We start from the raw sequence: 17,118 nt of genomic DNA, 5'->3' as shown, positions 1-17,118 counted from the left end.
ACAACAGAAAGCGATAGGCGCCAAGCGGGCGGGAGGCCGCTCTTGCGAATCCCCAATCCCCAATCCCCAATCTCGGCTTCACCTCGAATCCCCAATCCCCAATCCCCAATCCCCAATCCCAGCGTCACGGCCCGTGACGCCGAATACGCTACCCTGACGCCCCTTTTCAGGCGTGACGTGGCGATGTTCCGCTGGTTCGAGTCCCTGATCGAGGTCTTTCCGAAGATCGAGACGCAGATGCCGCCCCGTGGGGTGGTGCGCTTCTATCTGCACTATCTGCGCCCGCTGTGGCCGTTGCTGCTGGCCACGCTGCTGGCCGGTCTCGCGCTGGCGCTGGTGGAAGTGGCGATGTTCGACTTCCTCGGCCGCATCGTCGACATGGTCGCCGAGCAGCCGGGGCCGGACTTCTTCCAGCGCCACGCGGGCGAACTGCTGTGGATGGCCGTCATCGTGCTGGTGGCGCGGCCGCTGTTCGTGGCCCTGCACAACCTGCTGGTGAACCAGGCCATCGTGCCCGGCCTGAGCAACCGCGCGCGCTGGCTGATGCACAACTACGTGGTGCGGCAGAGCCTGGGCTTCTTCCAGAACGACTTCGCCGGGCGCATCGCCAACCGGGTGATGCAGACCGGCACCTCGCTGCGCGAGTCGGCGGTGCAGATGGTCGATGCGCTCTGGTACATCGTGGTCTATACCGGCAGCGCGCTGTACCTGTTCGCGCAGGCCGATCCCTGGCTGATGGCGCCGCTGCTGGTGTGGGTGCTGGCCTACGTGGCGCTGATGGTCTACTTCGTGCCGCGGATGAAGCAGCGCGCCTGGATCGCCTCGGACGCGCGCTCCAAGGCGATGGGCCGCATCGTCGACGGCTACACCAACATCGCCACGCTCAAGCTGTTCTCGCATGCCGGGCGCGAGCAGGCCTACGTGCGCGAGGCGATCGACGAGCTGGCGGTCAAGCACCGTGGGCAGACCCGCATGACCACGGCGATGGACAGCGCCATCGCCATCGTCAACGGCTTCCTGATCGCGGTGACCTGCGGGCTGGCGCTGTGGCTGTGGAGCCGTGGCCAGATCAGCGTCGGCGCGATCACCCTGGCCACCGGCCTGGTGATCCGCATCCACAACATGTCCGGCTGGATCATGTGGACCGTCAACGGCATCTTCGAGGACATCGGCGCGGTGCAGGACGGCATGGAGACCATCGCGCAGCCGGCGCAGGTGCAGGACCGCGCCGACGCGGTGCCGCTGCGCGTGGAGCGCGGCGAGGTGCGTTTCGAGCACATCCACTTCCACTACGGCAAGCGCGGCGGGGTCATCGCCGGGCTCGACCTGCAGGTGCGCGCGGGCGAGAAGATCGGCCTGGTCGGGCCGTCCGGCGCCGGCAAGTCGACCCTGGTCAACGTGCTGCTGCGGCTGTACGACCTGGAGCAGGGACGCATCCTGATCGACGGGCAGGACATCGCCGGTGTCACCCAGGAGAGCCTGCGCCAGCAGATCGGCCTGGTCACCCAGGACACCTCGCTGCTGCATCGTTCGATTCGCGACAACCTGCTGTACGGCCGCCCCGATGCCAGCGAGGCGCAGCTGCGCGCCGCGGTGGCCAAGGCGCGCGCCGACGAGTTCATCGAACAGTTGCAGGACGGCGAGGGGCTGCGCGGCTACGACGCGCAGGTCGGCGAGCGCGGGGTCAAGCTGTCCGGCGGCCAGCGCCAACGCATCGCGATCGCCCGCGTGCTGCTCAAGGACGCGCCGATCCTGATCCTGGACGAGGCCACCTCCGCCCTGGATTCGGAAGTGGAAGCGGCGATCCAGGACAGCCTGGACGAACTGATGGCGGGCAAGACGGTGATCGCCATCGCCCACCGACTCTCGACCATCGCGCGGATGGACCGGCTGGTGGTGATGGACCGCGGCGCCATCGTCGAGACCGGCAGCCATGCCGAGCTGGTCGCCCGCGGCGGCCTGTACGCGCGGCTGTGGGCGCGCCAGACCGGCGGCTTCGTCGCGGCGGACTAGGTTTGCACAACCAGGGCGTCGCGCGGTTCGCTGCCTGGCCGGCGGTCGGTCGGCGCTCGGGCGGGTCGCCGCAAGCGCGGCGCGGGTTTCGGCGCCGGTGGCCCGGCAATGCGACAATGCCGGGCTTACCCAGATTCGCCAGACCATGTCCCGATTGCAGTTCCAGCTCCACACCACCGACGGTGCCGCCCGCCGCGGCCGCCTGACCTTCCCGCGCGGAACGGTGGAGACGCCCGCGTTCATGCCGGTGGGCACCTACGGCTCGGTCAAGGGCGTGCTGCCCGAGCAGATCAAGGCGCTGGGCGCGCAGATCATCCTCGGCAACACCTTCCACCTGTACCTGCGCCCGGGCCTGGACGTGATCGGCGATCACGGCGGCCTGCACGGCTTCGCCCGCTGGGACGGGCCGATCCTGACCGATTCCGGCGGCTTCCAGGTGTTCTCGCTGGCGCACCGGCGCAAGATCAGCGAGCAGGGCGTGACCTTCGCCTCGCCCACCGACGGCGCCAAGGTGTTCCTGGGCCCGGAGGAGAGCATGAAGATCCAGCGGGTGCTCGATTCGGACATCGTGATGATCTTCGACGAGTGCACCCCGTACCCGGCCACCGAGGACGTGGCGCGGCGCTCGATGGAACTGAGCCTGCGCTGGGCGCGGCGCTCGCGCGACGCGCACGATGCGCTGGGCAACGACGCGGCGCTGTTCGGCATCGTCCAGGGCGGGGTGCATGCGGACCTGCGCAGCCGGTCGATCGACGGCCTGCAGGCGATCGGCTTCGACGGCTACGCGATCGGCGGCCTGGCGGTGGGCGAGCCGGAGCACGAGCGCAACGCCATGCTCGAGCACCTGCATCCGCGCCTGCCGGCCGACCGCCCGCGCTACCTGATGGGCGTGGGCCGGCCGGAGGACCTGGTCGAGGGCGTGGCCCGCGGCGTGGACATGTTCGACTGCGTGATGCCGACCCGCAACGCGCGCAACGGCCACTATTTCACCTCGTTCGGCACGGTGCGCATCCGCAACGCCAAGTACGAGCGCGACCTGGACCCGATCGAGCCGGGCTGTGGCTGCCATGCCTGCAGCAGCGGCTACACCCGCGCCTACCTGCGCCACCTGGACCGCTGCAACGAGATGCTGGCGCCGATGCTGGGCACCCTGCACAACCTCTGGTACTACCAGAAGCTGATGGCCGACATGCGCGCGGCGATCGCCGCGGGAACCTTTGCCCAGTTCCGGCGGTCCTTCTATGCGGCGCGCGGGGTCGAGGCCACGCCGCTCCCCTCGGAGCGGGATTGACCCCATCTCCCTCCGGGAGGGGTTGGGGGTGAGGGGCCGGGCGCAGCCGCGTGTCATGTCGACCGCACAAGGCTCCACCCATCCCTGATCCGCCGCCACGCGGCACTTCCCCCAAGAAGGGGGCCGTGGGGTCCCGAAGCAGGAAGGGAAGGGCGCCGCGGCCGTTCCGGGGGTTGGGGGAAGATCGTGGCATAATCGGCGGCTGCTTGCCGCCTCAAGGCAAACCAGCGGTCCGTGCCCCCAGGGCGGCGGGCTGCCCAAACCATAGGACACACCCGATGAATCCGCTCGATTTCCTGATTCCCGTCGCCCAGGCGCAGACCGCCGGCGGCACCGCGCCGGCCGGTGGCGGCCTGCAGATGTTCCTGCTGCCCATCATCCTGATCGCGGTGATGTATTTCGTGATGATCCGGCCGCAGATGAAGCGCCAGAAGGAACACAAGTCGATGCTGGACAAGCTCGGCCGCGGCGACGAAGTCATCACCTCCGGCGGCGTGGCCGGCGTGGTCACCGACATCGGCGACAACTTCGTCACCATCGAAGTGGCCGACAACGTGCGCATCCGCGTGCAGAAGGGCGCCATCGGCAACGTCCTGCCGAAGGGCACGCTGAAGTCCGCCTGATCCATTTCTCCTACTGCTAGGCGCGACGCCGGCGTGGCGTCGTGCGGGGTCCCGCAATGCTCGAGTTTCCGCGCTGGAAGTATGTCCTCATCCTGATCGTGCTGGCGTTGAGCGCGTTGTACGCGCTGCCCAACGTGTACCAGAAGGATCCGTCGGTCCAGATCACCGCCAGCCGCGGCGGCAAGATCGACGACGCCCTGCGCGAGCGGGTCCTCGCCGACCTGAAGACGGCCGGGATCACCCCGAAGCGGGTGGACAAGGAAGGCGACAGCCTGATGGTGCGCCTGCCGAACCTGCAGGCGCAGACCCGCGCCAACGACGTGCTGCGCCAGCAGGTCGGCGAGAACTACACGGTGGCGCTGAACCTGGCCTCGACCGTGCCGGACTGGCTGTCGCGGCTGGGCGGCAAGCCGATGGTGCTGGGTCTTGACCTGGTCGGCGGCGTGCACTTCGCCCTGCAGGTGGACCAGAAGGCGGCGCTGGAAAAGCGCCTGGACGCCTTCGCCGAGGACATCCGCACCACCCTGCGCGACAACCGCCTGGCCTACCGCTCGGTCGAGCGCCGTCCGGACAACAGCATCCAGGTCAGCCTGGGCGAGGGCGTGGACGCCAGCGCCGCGCGCGCGGCCATCGCCAAGGCGCAGCCGACCCTCAGCTATGCCGTGTCCGGGCAGACCATCGCCGTGACCGTGCCCGAGGCCGAACTGAAGCAGATCGCCGCCGGCGCCATCGAGCAGAACCTGACCACCCTGCGCAACCGCGTCAACCAGCTGGGCGTGGCCGAGCCGATCATCCAGCGCCAGGGTGACGACCGCATCGTGGTCGAGCTGCCGGGCGTGCAGGACACCGCCGAGGCCAAGCGCATGATCGGCGCCACCGCCACGCTGGAGTTCCGCGGCGTGGTCGACGGCAATGCCGAGGACGCGGTGCGCAGCGGCAACATCCCGCCCGACGCCAAGGTCTACCGCCTGCGCGACAGCGGCGCCCCGGTGCTACTGAGCAAGCGCGTGCTGGTGTCCGGCGACCAGATGGTCAATGCCACCGTCAGCACCGACCAGAACGGCATGCCGGCCGTGGCGGTGACGCTCAACAACGCCGCCGGCCAGCGCATGTTCGACTACACCAGCGCCAATACCGGCAAGCTGATGTCGGTGGTCTACATCGAGCGCATCCCCACCGTGACCATGGTCGACGGCAAGGAAGTGCGCAGCGTGCGGGTCAACGAAGAGGCGCTGGCGCCGACCCGCATCGCCGGCGTGTTCGGCAAGAACTTCCAGACCACCGGCCTGGAGAAGACCGAGGCCGAGAACCTGGCCAAGCTGCTGCGTGCCGGTTCGCTGGCCGCGCCGATGGACTTCGTCGAGGAATACGTGATCGGCCCGAGCCTGGGCGCGGAGAACGTGGAGCGCGGCATCACCGCGGTGGTCTACGCGTTCCTGTTCACCCTGGTGTTCTTCAGCGTGTACTACCGCATGTTCGGCCTGATCACCTCGGTCGCGCTGCTGATGAACCTGCTGATCGTGGTCTCGGTGATGTCGCTGTTCGGCGCCACCATGACCTTGCCCGGCTTCGCCGGCCTGGCGCTGTCGGTGGGCCTGTCGGTGGACGCCAACGTGCTGATCAACGAGCGTATCCGCGAAGAATTGCGCCTGGGCGTGCCGCCCAAGTCGGCGATCGCCGCAGGCTACGAGAAGGCCGGCGGCACCATCCTCGACGCCAACCTGACCGGCATCATCGTCGGCGTGGCGCTGTACGCGTTCGGTACCGGTCCGCTGAAGGGCTTCGCGCTGACCATGATCATCGGCATCCTCGCCTCGATGTTCACCGCGATCACCGTGTCGCGCGCGCTGGCGGTGCTGATCTACGGCCGTCGCAAGAAGCTCAAGTCCGTGGCGATCTGAGCCGCGCACGCCATCTTCCGCACGACCCCGCGCCGGCAGGCGCGGGCTCCAAAAAAACGCAGAGCGGTCTCCAATGAAAATCTTCCCGCTTCACCTGATCCCCAACGACACCAAGATCGACTTCATGCGCTGGCGGCACCCGACCCTGGTGCTGATGCTGGTGCTGGCGCTGGCCTCGTTCGCGGTGATCTTCGCCAAGGGCTTCAACTACGCGCTGGAGTTCACCGGCGGCGCGCTGGTGCAGACCAGCTTCCAGAAGCCGGTCGACGTGGACCAGGTACGCGAGCAGCTGGCCAAGGCCGGCTTCGACAACGCGCAGGTGCAGAACGTCGGCAGCGGCAACGAGGTGGTGATCCGCCTGCAGCCGCAGGGCGAGCACAACAACGAGGACATCACCAAGAACCTCGCCGAGCAGGTGCGCAAGGCGGTGAGCACGCCGCAGAACCCGGCCACGGTCAAGCCGGGCGAGTTCGTCGGCCCGCAGGTCGGCAAGGACCTGGCCTTGAACGGCGTCTACGCCACGGTGTTCATGCTGGTCGGCTTCCTGATCTACATCGGCTTCCGCTTCGAGTGGAAGTTCGCGGTGGTGGCCAGCCTGACCGCGCTGTTCGACCTGCTGGTGACGGTAGCCTACGTGTCGGTCACCGGCCGCGAGTTCGACCTCACCGTGCTGGCCGGTCTGCTGTCGGTGATGGGCTTTGCGATCAACGACATCATCGTGGTGTTCGATCGCGTGCGCGAGAACTTCCGCAGCCTGCGCGTTGAGCCGATCGAGGTGCTGAACCGGTCGATCAACCAGACCCTGTCGCGTACGGTGATCACCGCGGTGATGTTCTTCCTGTCGGCGCTGGCGCTGTACCTGTACGGCGGCGAGTCGATGGAAGGCCTGGCGCTGACCCACATGATCGGCGCGGTGGTGGTGGTGGTGTCCTCGGTGATCGTGGCGGTGCCGCTGCTGTCGATCGGGCCGTTCCAGGTCACCAAGCAGGATCTGCTGCCGAAGTCGAAGGATGTGGAGGCGCTGGCGCGTCGGCCCTGATTGGGCCGGGATTGGATTCGGGAGTGGGGATTCGTAGAAGCGTGAATTTCCTGGCCCTGAAACTTCCTCCAGCGAACAAGAAAAGCCGCGCGGATGCGCGGCTTTTCTTTGTGCGGCTGTCAGCGCTATGGTTGGGGCAGGGTGACTTCCGCTTTGTCGTAGGAGCGGCTTCAGCCGCGATGCCTTACCGGTAACGCGTCGCGGCTGAAGCCGCTCCTACAGCTTTGCGGCCACGCCGGGCGGGTGCCATGCCGTCCTGTGCCGCGAGACGGGCCGTCGATGACGGCCCGTCCCTGCGTGTCGCGCAGCGCGTCCGCTCTAGGCCACGTTGGCAGTGGCGCGGGCGACCAGATGCGCCACCACCGGGTAGGGCTCGCTGCGCACCTGGAACTGGCCGACGATTTCCACCAGGTCGCCGGCCTGCTGTTCCATCGCGCGTGCCGCGGCGGTGGCTTCCTCGACTAGGGCGGCGTTCTGCTGGGTGGTCTCGTCCATCTGGGTGACGGTGTGGTTGACCTGCTCGATGCCGGCGGACTGCTCCTGCGAGGCGGCGGCGATCTCACCCATGATGTCGGTGACGCGCTGCACCGAGGCCACGATGTCCTGCATCGTCGTGCCGGCCTGGGCGACCAGCGCCGAGCCCGCGCTCACCCGCTCGACCGAGTCGTCGATCAGCGTCTTGATTTCCTTGGCCGCGCTGGCCGAGCGCTGGGCGAGGGTGCGCACTTCGCTGGCGACCACGGCGAAACCGCGGCCCTGTTCGCCGGCGCGCGCGGCTTCGACGGCGGCGTTCAGCGCCAGAATGTTGGTCTGGAACGCGATGCCGTCGATGACGCCGATGATGTCGGCGATCTTCTTGGAGGCCGCCTCGATGCCGTCCATGGTGGTGACCACCTGGCCGACCACCGTGCCGCCCTGCGAGGCCACCGAGGCGGCGCCGGCGGCGAGCTGGTTGGCCTGGCGCGCATGCTCGGCGTTCTGTTTCACCGTGGCGGTCAGTTCCTCCATCGACGCGGCGGTTTCCTCCAGGCTGGCGGCCTGCTGCTCGGTGCGGCGCGACAGGTCGTCGTTGCCGCTGGCGATCTCGCTGGCAGCGGTGTCGATGCTGGCCGCGGCCTGCTGGATGCGGCCGACCATGTCGGTGAGCTGCGCGACGGTGGCGTTGGCGTCGTCACGCATCCGCGCGAACACGCCGTGGAAATCGCCCTGCATGGTCTGGGTCAGGTCGCCGGCGGCGATCGCGCGCAACAGCTGCGACAGCGCCGCCAGGTTGGTCTCGGTGCCGGTCATCATGGTGTTGAGGTTGTCGACCATGCCGCGGAAGGCGTGGCGGAAGCGCTGCGCCTCGCCGCGGCGGGAGAAGTCGCCCTGCGCGGCGGCGCGCACCAGCAGGTCGATCTCGTGGTTGATCGCGCCGAGGTTGTGCTTCACCTTGGCCATGGTCTCGGTCAGGATCGCCATCTCGCCGGGGAACTGTTCCAGGTCGCGGCTGAGGTCGCCTTCGGCGTACTCGCCCATCAGCGCGATCACCCGCTGGTTGACCGCGATATGGCTGTGTACCAGCGCGTTGGTGTCGCGCACCATGCGTCCGTAGTCGCCCGGGAAACGCGCCTCGTCCATGCGGAAGCTGATCTGGCCGGCGGCATGCTGCCGGGCCATCTCGGTCTGCGCCCGGATCACCGTGCGCAGTTCCTCCTGCATCTGCCGCATGTCGTTGAGCAGCGACGGCGCCTGCGTGCGCACCCGCACCTCTTGCGACAGGTCACCACTGGCGATGCGGCGCACCACGTCGGCCGCGTAGGCCGGCTCGCCGCCGAGCTGGCGCATCAGGCTGTTGCGCACCAGCAGGCCGAGCAGCATCGCGGCGACGATGCCGATCAGCATGCCGCCCATGCTGGTCCATTCGCCGGACCGCGCGCGCGCCTCGCTCTCGGCCTTGCGCACCTGCAGCAGCGCGCGTTCGGCGTCCTCGTACTGGCCGATCGTGGCGCGCATCCCGTCCATCTGCTGCTTGCCGACGGTCCGGAACGCGTCCAACTGGGCGTCGTCGCTGTCGGCGGGGGTGTTGCGCATGTGCTCCACGGCCTTGCGCTTGGTCGCCATAAACTGTGTGTAGTCCTGCATCAGGGTCTGCAGGCGCGCCTGCTGCGCCGCGTTGTCCGCGGTCAGCTGCTTGGACTCCTGCCACTGTGCGCTGAACTCGCGTTCGCCGAGTTCCAGTGGCGCAAGATAGGACGGATCGCGGGTCAGGGCGAAGCCGCGCGCGCCGCTCTCGATGTTGAGCAGGCTCACCAGCATGCGGTCGCCGAGGGTGATGACCTTGTAGGTGTGCGCGTCCAGCGCCGCGGCACTGGTGAACTTGCGGAAGCCGATCAGGCTGGTGATGCCGACCAGCAATAACATGGCGATCACGCCGCAGAAGCCGATTGCCAGGCGTTTGGTGACGGTGAGATGATGGAAGGACACGCGAGATCTCCGAAAGATGCGAGAGCGGGCGCCACCGGCTCCATCGCCGCAGGGACGGCAACGCAGCGCGGATCAGCAGGGGAGGGTCGGGCAAGGGCCCGCATCGGTATCGGCCGCGTTCCCTGGATCTTTAGGGCTGTGTTCGCCGGTCGCATCGGGCGCATCGCACAGGCCATGGCACCTGCACGCAGCGCCGCGTGTCGCCGTTTTCTACGCAAGCGCCGATCAAGCAAGAGTGAAGCGCGCAGCGCGCATGGCGTGAGCGCGACGTGAGTGGGCGCGCGGCCGTTTGTCGCGTCGTGCAGGCCCCGCGGAGGTGACGCGCAGCCTTTTTTCGTGGTGTTGTCAGCCGTGTGGTGCCGCGGCCGCCCGAAGGGGCGGCTGCGCGCAGCGCGCATCGTGGCGCCACGCAGCCGTGGACATCTGCAGTTGCGCCGCCGATGCGGCTGCGTATCATTTGCGGCGAACGCGAAACAACGGGTGCGCGCGATGGCGACCGGACTGTGGGATATCCAGGAGCGTTTCACTGGCGAGCGCCTGCTGCGGTGCGCTGCCGACCTTGCGGTGGAACTGACGCCGGTCGACATGTCCGCGCGTGTGCTGCGCACGCCGTGGCTTTCCGGGCGCTTGCTGATGCACGAGGTGCAGCCCGGGCTGATCGTCACCGCCAGCGACGTCCTCCATCTCGAAGGAGGCGCAGCGCAGCTGCACGCCGGGCCCGCGTTGAGCTGCAGCATCCTGCTCGCGGGCGAGCCCGAGCAGATGCGGATCGACCAGCATGCCGCGGTCGCGAAGTGCCTGGAGCGGCCGGTGCTGATCGGCCATGCCGGGCAGGTGCATGTCGAACGGCCGGAGGTCGTTCGCGCGCATCGCAGCTGCGATGCCGGCTTCATGCTCAAGCCGGCGTTCTTCGAACGCTTCGGTGCGCAGTTGGCCGAGGACAATCTGGCCGCGCTGTGCGCGTTCGCCGACACCGACTACCGCACCACGACGCTGGCGCGTTCGCCGCGGCTGCTCGACATCGCCCGGCAGATCCTCGAGTGTCCGTACGACGGTTCGTTGGGCCGCCTGTTCCTCGAAAGCAGCGCGCTTGCCCTGGTGGCGGAGGTGGCGGCGCTGCTGACGCAGGAGCACCACCAGGTTCCGCGCATCGGCAAGCGCCGCTACGAACAGGCCATGCTGGCCCGCGCCATTCTCGACGCACGCATCGCCGCGCCGCCGTCGACGCTGGCGCTGGCCCGGCTGGTCGGCGTGAACGTGACCACGCTGCAGATCAACTTCAAGTACGTGCATGGCACCACCGTCTTCGGTTACGTGCGCGAGCAACGCCTGCTGATGGCGCGCTCCCTGCTGCAGCAAGGCGACATGGCGGCGGCCGAGATCGGTCGCCGTGTCGGCTTTTCCAATCCGGCGGCCTTCGCCACCGCCTACAAGCGCCGGTTCGGGCATCCGCCGATGGCGGCAAGACGGCGTCCGCCCGCGCCGCAGTGAGCGCACGGCGCAAAAATTGCGTCGCGCGAAAGCAGGATTGCGCCGCGCGAAAGCGCGTGCTGCCACCTCGGCGCTAGGCTAGCGGGAGTCGCCAGCGTCCCTTGTCGCGAGCCAGTCCACCGTCCCGATGAGGTCCTCCATGCTGCTCGCTGCACGCGCGCGACGTCCCCTGTCGTGCCTCCCCGCATTTCGCCCGGTACCGCTCGCCTGCGCGGTCGCCGCCGGCCTGGCCTGCTGTGGCGCTGCCGCGCAGTCGGCCGACCGGGGCGAGACGACCACGCTGACGCGCATCGTGGTGACGGCCGAGAAGCAGGCGCGCGCGCAGCACGACACCGCCACCAGTGCCGATGTGCTGAGCGAGCAGGAACTGCGTCGGCGCGGCTTCTTCAGCAGCCGCGACGTGTTCGGCGCGGCGGCCAACGTCGTGTATCTGGGCCAGGACAACGCCGCGCCGGCCATCCGCGGGATCGACGGCTCCGGCGCGGCGGTCGGCGTCGACGCCTACTTTGCTGGCTCGCGTCCACGCCTGGGTATCACCCTGGACGGGCGGCCGCTGAGCTTCAACGAGATCGTGTTCGGCAGCAGCGGTCTGTGGGACGTGGAGCAGACCGAACTGCTGCGCGGTCCGCAGAGCCTGCTGCAGGGACGCAATGCCATCGCCGGTACGCTGGCGATCAAGACCCACGATCCGGTCTTCGTGCCGGAGGGCGCAGTGCTGTTCTCCGCCGGCAATCTGGCGCATTACCAGGGCGCGCTGTATTTCAATACACCGCTGCTGGCCGACGAACTGGCCTTGCGCGTCGCGGCCGACGTGCAGCATCACGACAGCGCTCTGGCCTACAGCGGCTACCCGAGGGTCAGCCGCCCGGGGCGCTTCGAGACGCGCGACGTCCGCGCCAAGCTGCTGTACACGCCCAAGGCGCTTCCCGGCGTGCGCCAGTTGCTCACCCTGCAACATACCGACGCGATTGCGCCGCAATCGGAGACCACCAGTTTTCCCTACACTTCCCGCATCGCCAGCACGCCACAGATGCCGGTGTTCCGGACCCGCGCCAACGCCTTGCTGTCCGACACGCTGTGGCCGCTCGGCGAACGGCTCGCGTTCCACAGCCTGTTCACCGCAACCGACCTGCATGTCGATCGCGAGGCGATGCCGCGCTTGGGAATCGCCGATCTGCACGCCAACCAGTACACCCTGGAACCGAACTTGGTGCTGGCGCGCGGCGATTCGGTCTTCAGTGGGCTGGTCGGGCTGTATCTGTTCCGCGCGCGACAGGACGAGCGCATCGACTACCCGTTCGACGAGCGTTTCCACGACCGCGTGGATACCGCAGCGGTCTATGCGCAAGCGACGCTGGCGCTGAGCGAGCGCCTGGAGGTGACGGTAGGCGCGCGTTATGAGCGCGAACGCCACCGCCGCGATGGCGGCGATGCCGCGCGCTACATCGCCCTGGATTTCGACGAGACCTGGCGCACCTTCCTGCCCAAGCTCGACCTGGCCTGGCACCCGAGTGCGGCGTGGACCGTGGGCCTGCTCGCCCAGCGCGGCTACAACGCCGGCGGTGGCGGGGTGACCCTCGGCTACCCGCAGGCGACGATCTATCGCTACGCCCCGGAATATGTGCGCGACTACGAACTGTATGTGCGCGGCGAGCTGGCCGAGGGCAGGCTGCAAGTGAACGGCAATCTGTTCCACGGCGACTACCGCGGGCTGCAACTGCCATTCCTGACCAGCACCGAGCCTTATTACCAGTTCGTGATCCGCAATGCGCGACGTGCCCACAACGCCGGCGCCGAGGTGGGGCTGCGCTGGCTGGCCACGTCGCGCTTCGACCTGCATGCCAACCTCGGCCTGCTGCGCACGCGCATTACCGACGATGCCGGCTGGGGCACCCGGGGCAACGCCTTCGCCAATGCGCCGAGGGTCACCGGCGGCATCGGCGCCAGTTGGCGCGGCGCGTCCGGCCTGGATCTGAGTCTCGACCTTCGGCACAGCGGTGCGTATTACTCCGACGTGCAGAACACGCCGCTGGCGCGGATCGGTCCGTATTGGCTGGGGCGAGCCAGCGGTGGTTACCACCTGGGCAACGTCTACCTGTTCGCCGGCGTCAACAATCTGTTCGATCATCGCGATCCGCTGATGATCTATGTGTATGCCAAGGCCGGCGCGTACTCGGCCTACAACACCGGCACGATGCCGGAGCCACGCACCTGGTATGCCGGTCTGCGCGTGGATTTCCGCTGATGCGCCGCCGTCGCGTGGGCGCTCCTGACGCCGTCGGCGCCTCGCGCTGGCTTCGGCTGAACCTGTGGCTGCACCGCTGGTGCGGCCTGGTGGCGACGCTGCCGTTCCTGATCCTGTGCCTGAGCGGCACGGTGTTGATCTTCCATGACGAGATCGATGCGGCGCTGGGCACGGTGCCGGAGGCGCATGGCGCCGATCGCGCGCCGCGGTTACCGTTGGCACGCTCGGTCGACAGCGTGCTGGCGGCGTTCCCCGGCGAGCGCGTGCTCAGCATCGGCCTCGATCCGCAGGCGCATCCGGGGGTGGCGCTGCTGGTGACCGCGCCGGCGGACGAACGCGGTTTCGACCATTACCGGATGCGCTACACACGGCTGGCCGATGCACGGCCGGTGACCGACGCGGCGACGCGACAGACCGGGACCTTGACCGGCTTCCTGCTGGAGCTGCATGCGCATTGGTTCCTCGGGCTGCCCGGCGAACTGCTCGGCGCGCTGATCGCCTTGCTGGTGCTGATCGCGTTGCTGTCGGGCGTGGTGGTGTACTGGCCGCACGTGAAGAAGGTGGCGTTCGGGCGGCTGCGGCGCGGGCGTGGGCCGCGGTTGCGGCAACTGGATCTGCACAACACGCTCGGCGTGGTGGTGATGGGCTGGGCGCTGACGGTCGGCCTGAGCGGTTTCCTGCTGGGCTTCGGCACGCTGGCGCAGAGTGTGTGGCAGCGCACCGAGCTGGTCGCGCTGCAGCGCCGCCATGCCGGCCCGGCGGTCGACCGGCTGCGGCCGCCGGTCGATGTGGACCGTGCGCAGGCCGCGGCGCTGGCGGCGATGCCGCGCGGCTGGCATGCGATCTCGATCGTCTTCCCGCAGACGGATTTTTCCACCGACCGTCACTACACGGTGTTGGTCGCAGGGCAGGGGCTGGATCAGCGGCTGTTCCGGGTGGTGCTGGTGGACGCGGCCAGCGGCCAGGTGCCGGCGGTGGTGGAACTGCCGGGCTATCTGAAGGCGATCGCGCTGGCGCAGCCGCTGCATTTCGGCGACTACGGCGGCCTGCCGCTGAAGCTGCTGTGGACGCTGTGCGCCTGGCTGACCCTGTTCGTCACCGCCAACGGCGCCTGGCTGTGGTGGGACCGCCGGCGCCGGCATCGGCGTGCGCCGGCGACGCCGGCGGGCACCGGATCGCTGCGAGCGGCGGGCGTGCGGGCAGGCCGGCCATGACCGGTCTGCGCGCGCTGTGCCTGCTGGTGGTGCTGGCGCTGGCGGCGGTCGGCGGCATCGTCGGCATGTTGCTGGCCGAAGGGGCGCTGGACCGGCTGTGCTTTGCGCTGGCGGCTTCGCCGCTGCTGGTCGGCGCCGGATGCTGGTGGTGGCTGCGCCGGTCCGGCGCGGCAGCGAAAAGGGCGCAGTCGTGAGCGCGGCAGCCGGCGAGCGCGATTGGGTGGCGTGGGCGGGCTGGGCCGGCGTACTCGGCGCCCTGGCCTGGATCGCGGGCGATGTGCTGGTCGTCGGCCAGGTCGCGGCGCGGGCGCAGTTCCCGTTGCTGTTCCAGCACTACGCCACGCAGATCGATGCGGAGATGGCCGAGCGCCTGGTCGGTGTGCCGCGCTGGCGGCTGCTCGCCGGTGCGCTGTTGCCGGTGTTCGCGCTGCCCTTGTACCTGGCCGGCAACTGGCATCTGTGGCGTGGGCTGCGCCCGGCCGGGCGCCGCTGGGCGTTGCCGGCGGCGGTGCTGCTGTTGCTCGGCTATGCCTGGTCGCCGCTGGCGCATGCGGCGTTCTACTTCGTCGGCGCGGTGTACCAGACGCTGCTGCTGACCGATGCGGCGGCACACCCGCCGTTGCTGGCGCTGGCCGGCCAATTCCGTCAGGCATTGCTCATCGTCTATGTGCCGTCGGTGGCCTGCACGGCGCTGGGCTTGCTGGCGTTCGCACTGGCCGTGGCCAGCGGCCGCAGCGCCTATCCGCGCTGGTTCGCGCTGAGCGGCAATCCCGTGGTGCTGGGCCTGCTGGTCATCGGCGGGCCGCAGTTGCTGCAAGGGCCCGTCGCCGACGCGCTGAGCGGCGCCGGCTTCAATACGCTGCAGTTGCTGCTGTATCTGCAGTCGGTCTATCTGTTGCGCCGGCAGTAGGGGAGATGCCGAGCCGGCGGGCCGAACGCACCGGCTTGGCGCGCCGCTGGCAGTGGCTAGGGCCGCCGTGCGGCCCCGCGCTCAGAACTTCGCGTCGAACTCCCCGGCGTAGCCGGTGTTGGCGATCAGCTTCTGCAGCGCATCGCCGACCTTGAGGTTGCCGGCGACCACCTGGAACTGCGGCGGGCCGCGGTCGTCGATGCGGCCCAGGGTGCCGCCCTTGAAGTCGGTGACGCGGCCGCCGGCCTCGCGCACCAGCAGCACGCCGGCGGCGATGTCCCAGGCCTTCACCCCGGCTTCGAAGTAGGCGTCGCTGCGACCGCAGGCGACGTAGGCCAGGTCCAGCGCCGCCGAGCCGGTGCGGCGGATGTCCTCGGCCTGCACCAGCAGCGCGTCCACGCACTTCAGCTGCGGGCTGGCGCGCTTGCGCTCGCGCGGGGCGAAACCGGTGTGGACCATGGCGCCGTTGAGTTCCTTGCGCTCGCTGACGCGGATGCGGCGATCGTTGAGCACGGCGCCGTTGCCGCGGCTGGCGGTGAACAGTTCGTTGCGCAGCGGATCGAAGATCACCGCGTCGACCGGCTCGCCGTTCTCGACCAGGGCGATCGACACGCAGTAGTGCGGGAAGCCGCGCAGGTAGTTGCTGGTGCCGTCGAGCGGATCGATCACCCACATGTAGCGGCCACCGCCCTGCACGCCGCTTTCCTCGCCCATCACGCCGTAATCGGGATAGGCGCGGCGCAGCTCCTTGACGATCACCTTCTCGGCATCGGCATCGACTTCGCTGGCGTAGTCCATGCGGTCCTTCTGCACCACGTTCAGCGCTTCCAGGCGGTTGATGTGGCGCAACAGGACGTTGCCGGCGAGGCGGGCGGCCTTGACCATGACGGTGACGGCGGGTTTTTGCATGGCAAGCGCTCCCGAAAAGGCGGAGGTGGGTCTGGAGGAGGAAAAGAGCAGTCCGGCGCCAAGGCCGGCCGCGCAGTTTACCATCTACACCCCCGTTCGCTTCGTCTGCCGTGCCGCCATGACCGATTCCCTGCGTATCCGCTTCGTCCTGGTCGGGACCCAGCATCCCGGCAACATCGGTGCGGCGGCGCGCGCGATGAAGACCATGGGCCTGTCGCGGCTGGTGCTGGTGGCGCCGGAGTGCGAACTGGACACCGAGGCCTACCGGCGTTCTGCCGGGGCCGAGGACCTGCTGCGGCAGGCGCCGGTGCTGCCGGCGCTGGCCGACGCGGTGGCCGATTGCCGGCTGGTGCTGGGCTGCACCGCGCGCAGCCGCCGCGTGTCGCTGGAGGAATTACTGCCGGCCGATGCCGCGCAGCGGCTGAGCGCGGTCAGCGCCGAGCCGGCGGAAGTGGCGCTGGTGTTCGGACGCGAGCGCACCGGCCTGACCAACGAGGAACTGCAGCTGTGCCACGCGGCCGTGCACATTCCCTCCGATCCGGCATTCAGCTCGCTCAATCTGGCGGCGGCGGTGCAGGTGCTGGCCTACGAACTGCGCCTGGCGCAACTGCGCGGCGCCGCCCCGGCGCCGGCGCCGGCCCCGGGCTTCCGTGAGGCGCCGGCCAGCCATGCGCAGGTGGAAGGGCTGTTCGGGCAGTTGGCCGAGACCCTGGACGACATCGACTTCCACAAGGGGCGCGCCCCGGACTCGGCGATGCGCAAACTGCGCCGGCTGTTCCTGCGCACCGAGCTGACCGAGCAGGAAGTGCGCCTGCTGCGCGGCGTGCTGTCCGATGCGCAGCGCATGGCGCGGCTCGCCGGACAGTCCGGACACTGAGGCCGGGCAGGGCGCGACGGCGCCCATCGCGGCGCGTTCGCCTGGGTCTGCCGCACGCGCGGCAGGCGCCATTCTGTGACGCTGTCACCGGCATGCGCTTTCGGCTAGGCTTTGCAAGGTCTACTTGGGGATCGTGGTT

Annotated in this window: 13 protein-coding genes; 11 read left to right on the top strand and 2 right to left on the bottom strand. The window is 69.0% G+C overall.

Annotated elements, in window-relative coordinates; genetic code table 11:
• Positions 1 to 183 precede the first annotated feature (183 nt).
• The 5 genes from NUG21_RS12695 to secF all read left to right on the top strand — a co-directional run bounded on the left by NUG21_RS12695 (position 184) and on the right by secF (position 6,867).
• Entirely contained in the window at positions 184 to 2,013 is a 1,830-nt protein-coding gene (locus tag NUG21_RS12695) for an ABC transporter ATP-binding protein (RefSeq protein WP_263391043.1), read from the top strand.
• A 145-nt stretch (positions 2,014 to 2,158) separates the two neighbouring features.
• A complete protein-coding gene (gene tgt / locus NUG21_RS12690) occupies positions 2,159 to 3,304 on the top strand; it encodes a tRNA guanosine(34) transglycosylase Tgt (protein ID WP_263391042.1) in 1,146 nt (381 codons plus the stop codon).
• A gap of 278 nt (positions 3,305 to 3,582) precedes the next feature.
• Entirely contained in the window at positions 3,583 to 3,927 is a 345-nt protein-coding gene (yajC, locus tag NUG21_RS12685; RefSeq protein WP_019798110.1) for a preprotein translocase subunit YajC, read from the top strand.
• A gap of 56 nt (positions 3,928 to 3,983) precedes the next feature.
• A complete protein-coding gene (gene secD / locus NUG21_RS12680) occupies positions 3,984 to 5,828 on the top strand; it encodes a protein translocase subunit SecD (protein WP_160948470.1) in 1,845 nt (614 codons plus the stop codon).
• Between the two features lie 73 nt (positions 5,829 to 5,901).
• Positions 5,902 to 6,867, top strand: a complete 966-nt coding sequence (secF, locus tag NUG21_RS12675) for a protein translocase subunit SecF (protein WP_019798136.1) — start codon at positions 5,902 to 5,904, stop codon at positions 6,865 to 6,867.
• A 318-nt stretch (positions 6,868 to 7,185) separates the two neighbouring features.
• Here secF and NUG21_RS12670 read toward each other — a convergent pair whose 3' ends face one another.
• A complete protein-coding gene (locus tag NUG21_RS12670; RefSeq protein ID WP_317852466.1) occupies positions 7,186 to 9,333 on the bottom strand; it encodes a methyl-accepting chemotaxis protein in 2,148 nt (715 codons plus the stop codon).
• Positions 9,334 to 9,732: 399 nt separating this feature from the next.
• Here NUG21_RS12670 and NUG21_RS12660 point away from each other — a divergent pair, with 399 nt between their 5' ends.
• The 5 genes from NUG21_RS12660 to NUG21_RS12640 all read left to right on the top strand — a co-directional run bounded on the left by NUG21_RS12660 (position 9,733) and on the right by NUG21_RS12640 (position 15,193).
• On the top strand, positions 9,733 to 10,824 hold the full coding sequence (locus NUG21_RS12660) for a helix-turn-helix transcriptional regulator (protein WP_263391041.1): 1,092 nt from the start codon (positions 9,733 to 9,735) through the stop codon (positions 10,822 to 10,824).
• 139 nt (positions 10,825 to 10,963) lie between these two features.
• The gene (locus tag NUG21_RS12655; protein WP_263391040.1) at positions 10,964 to 13,069 is read left to right on the top strand and encodes a TonB-dependent receptor; all 2,106 of its coding nucleotides are present in this window, start codon (positions 10,964 to 10,966) and stop codon (positions 13,067 to 13,069) included.
• The gene (locus NUG21_RS12650; protein ID WP_263391039.1) at positions 13,069 to 14,283 is read left to right on the top strand and encodes a PepSY-associated TM helix domain-containing protein; all 1,215 of its coding nucleotides are present in this window, start codon (positions 13,069 to 13,071) and stop codon (positions 14,281 to 14,283) included. The genes NUG21_RS12655 and NUG21_RS12650 overlap by 1 nt, the downstream gene beginning before the upstream one ends.
• Complete coding sequence (locus tag NUG21_RS12645) at positions 14,280 to 14,477, top strand: hypothetical protein (protein WP_263391038.1); 198 nt, start codon at positions 14,280 to 14,282, stop codon at positions 14,475 to 14,477. Before NUG21_RS12650 ends, NUG21_RS12645 begins: the two co-directional genes overlap by 4 nt.
• Entirely contained in the window at positions 14,474 to 15,193 is a 720-nt protein-coding gene (locus tag NUG21_RS12640) for a DUF6796 family protein (RefSeq protein ID WP_263391037.1), read from the top strand. The genes NUG21_RS12645 and NUG21_RS12640 overlap by 4 nt, the downstream gene beginning before the upstream one ends.
• A gap of 81 nt (positions 15,194 to 15,274) precedes the next feature.
• On the opposite strand, the gene NUG21_RS12635 is transcribed toward NUG21_RS12640, so the two are convergent.
• Complete coding sequence (locus tag NUG21_RS12635; protein WP_242081165.1) at positions 15,275 to 16,102, bottom strand: inositol monophosphatase family protein; 828 nt, start codon at positions 16,100 to 16,102, stop codon at positions 15,275 to 15,277.
• Positions 16,103 to 16,220: 118 nt separating this feature from the next.
• Here NUG21_RS12635 and NUG21_RS12630 point away from each other — a divergent pair, with 118 nt between their 5' ends.
• Entirely contained in the window at positions 16,221 to 16,979 is a 759-nt protein-coding gene (locus tag NUG21_RS12630) for an RNA methyltransferase (protein WP_263391036.1), read from the top strand.
• Positions 16,980 to 17,118 lie beyond the last annotated feature (139 nt).

It is taken from the genome of Xanthomonas sp. CFBP 8445 (assembly GCF_025666235.1).
GTDB lineage: Bacteria > Pseudomonadota > Gammaproteobacteria > Xanthomonadales > Xanthomonadaceae > Xanthomonas_A > Xanthomonas_A indica.
The sequence above is the reverse complement of the archived record's forward strand: the minus strand, read 5'-3'. Positions and strand labels throughout refer to the sequence as shown.

What these genes read in the sequence shown, in the direction of transcription:
- yajC (WP_019798110.1), top strand. Translation starts at nt 3,583, where the DNA reads ATGAATCCGCTCGATTTCCTGATTCCCGTCGCCCAGGCGCAGACCGCC.
- tgt (WP_263391042.1), top strand. Translation starts at nt 2,159, where the DNA reads ATGTCCCGATTGCAGTTCCAGCTCCACACCACCGACGGTGCCGCCCGC.
- NUG21_RS12645 (WP_263391038.1), top strand. Translation starts at nt 14,280, where the DNA reads ATGACCGGTCTGCGCGCGCTGTGCCTGCTGGTGGTGCTGGCGCTGGCG.
- NUG21_RS12655 (WP_263391040.1), top strand. Translation starts at nt 10,964, where the DNA reads ATGCTGCTCGCTGCACGCGCGCGACGTCCCCTGTCGTGCCTCCCCGCA.
- secD (WP_160948470.1), top strand. Translation starts at nt 3,984, where the DNA reads ATGCTCGAGTTTCCGCGCTGGAAGTATGTCCTCATCCTGATCGTGCTG.
- secF (WP_019798136.1), top strand. Translation starts at nt 5,902, where the DNA reads ATGAAAATCTTCCCGCTTCACCTGATCCCCAACGACACCAAGATCGAC.
- NUG21_RS12695 (WP_263391043.1), top strand. Translation starts at nt 184, where the DNA reads ATGTTCCGCTGGTTCGAGTCCCTGATCGAGGTCTTTCCGAAGATCGAG.
- NUG21_RS12635 (WP_242081165.1), bottom strand. Translation starts at nt 16,102, where the DNA reads ATGCAAAAACCCGCCGTCACCGTCATGGTCAAGGCCGCCCGCCTCGCC.
- NUG21_RS12650 (WP_263391039.1), top strand. Translation starts at nt 13,069, where the DNA reads ATGCGCCGCCGTCGCGTGGGCGCTCCTGACGCCGTCGGCGCCTCGCGC.
- NUG21_RS12630 (WP_263391036.1), top strand. Translation starts at nt 16,221, where the DNA reads ATGACCGATTCCCTGCGTATCCGCTTCGTCCTGGTCGGGACCCAGCAT.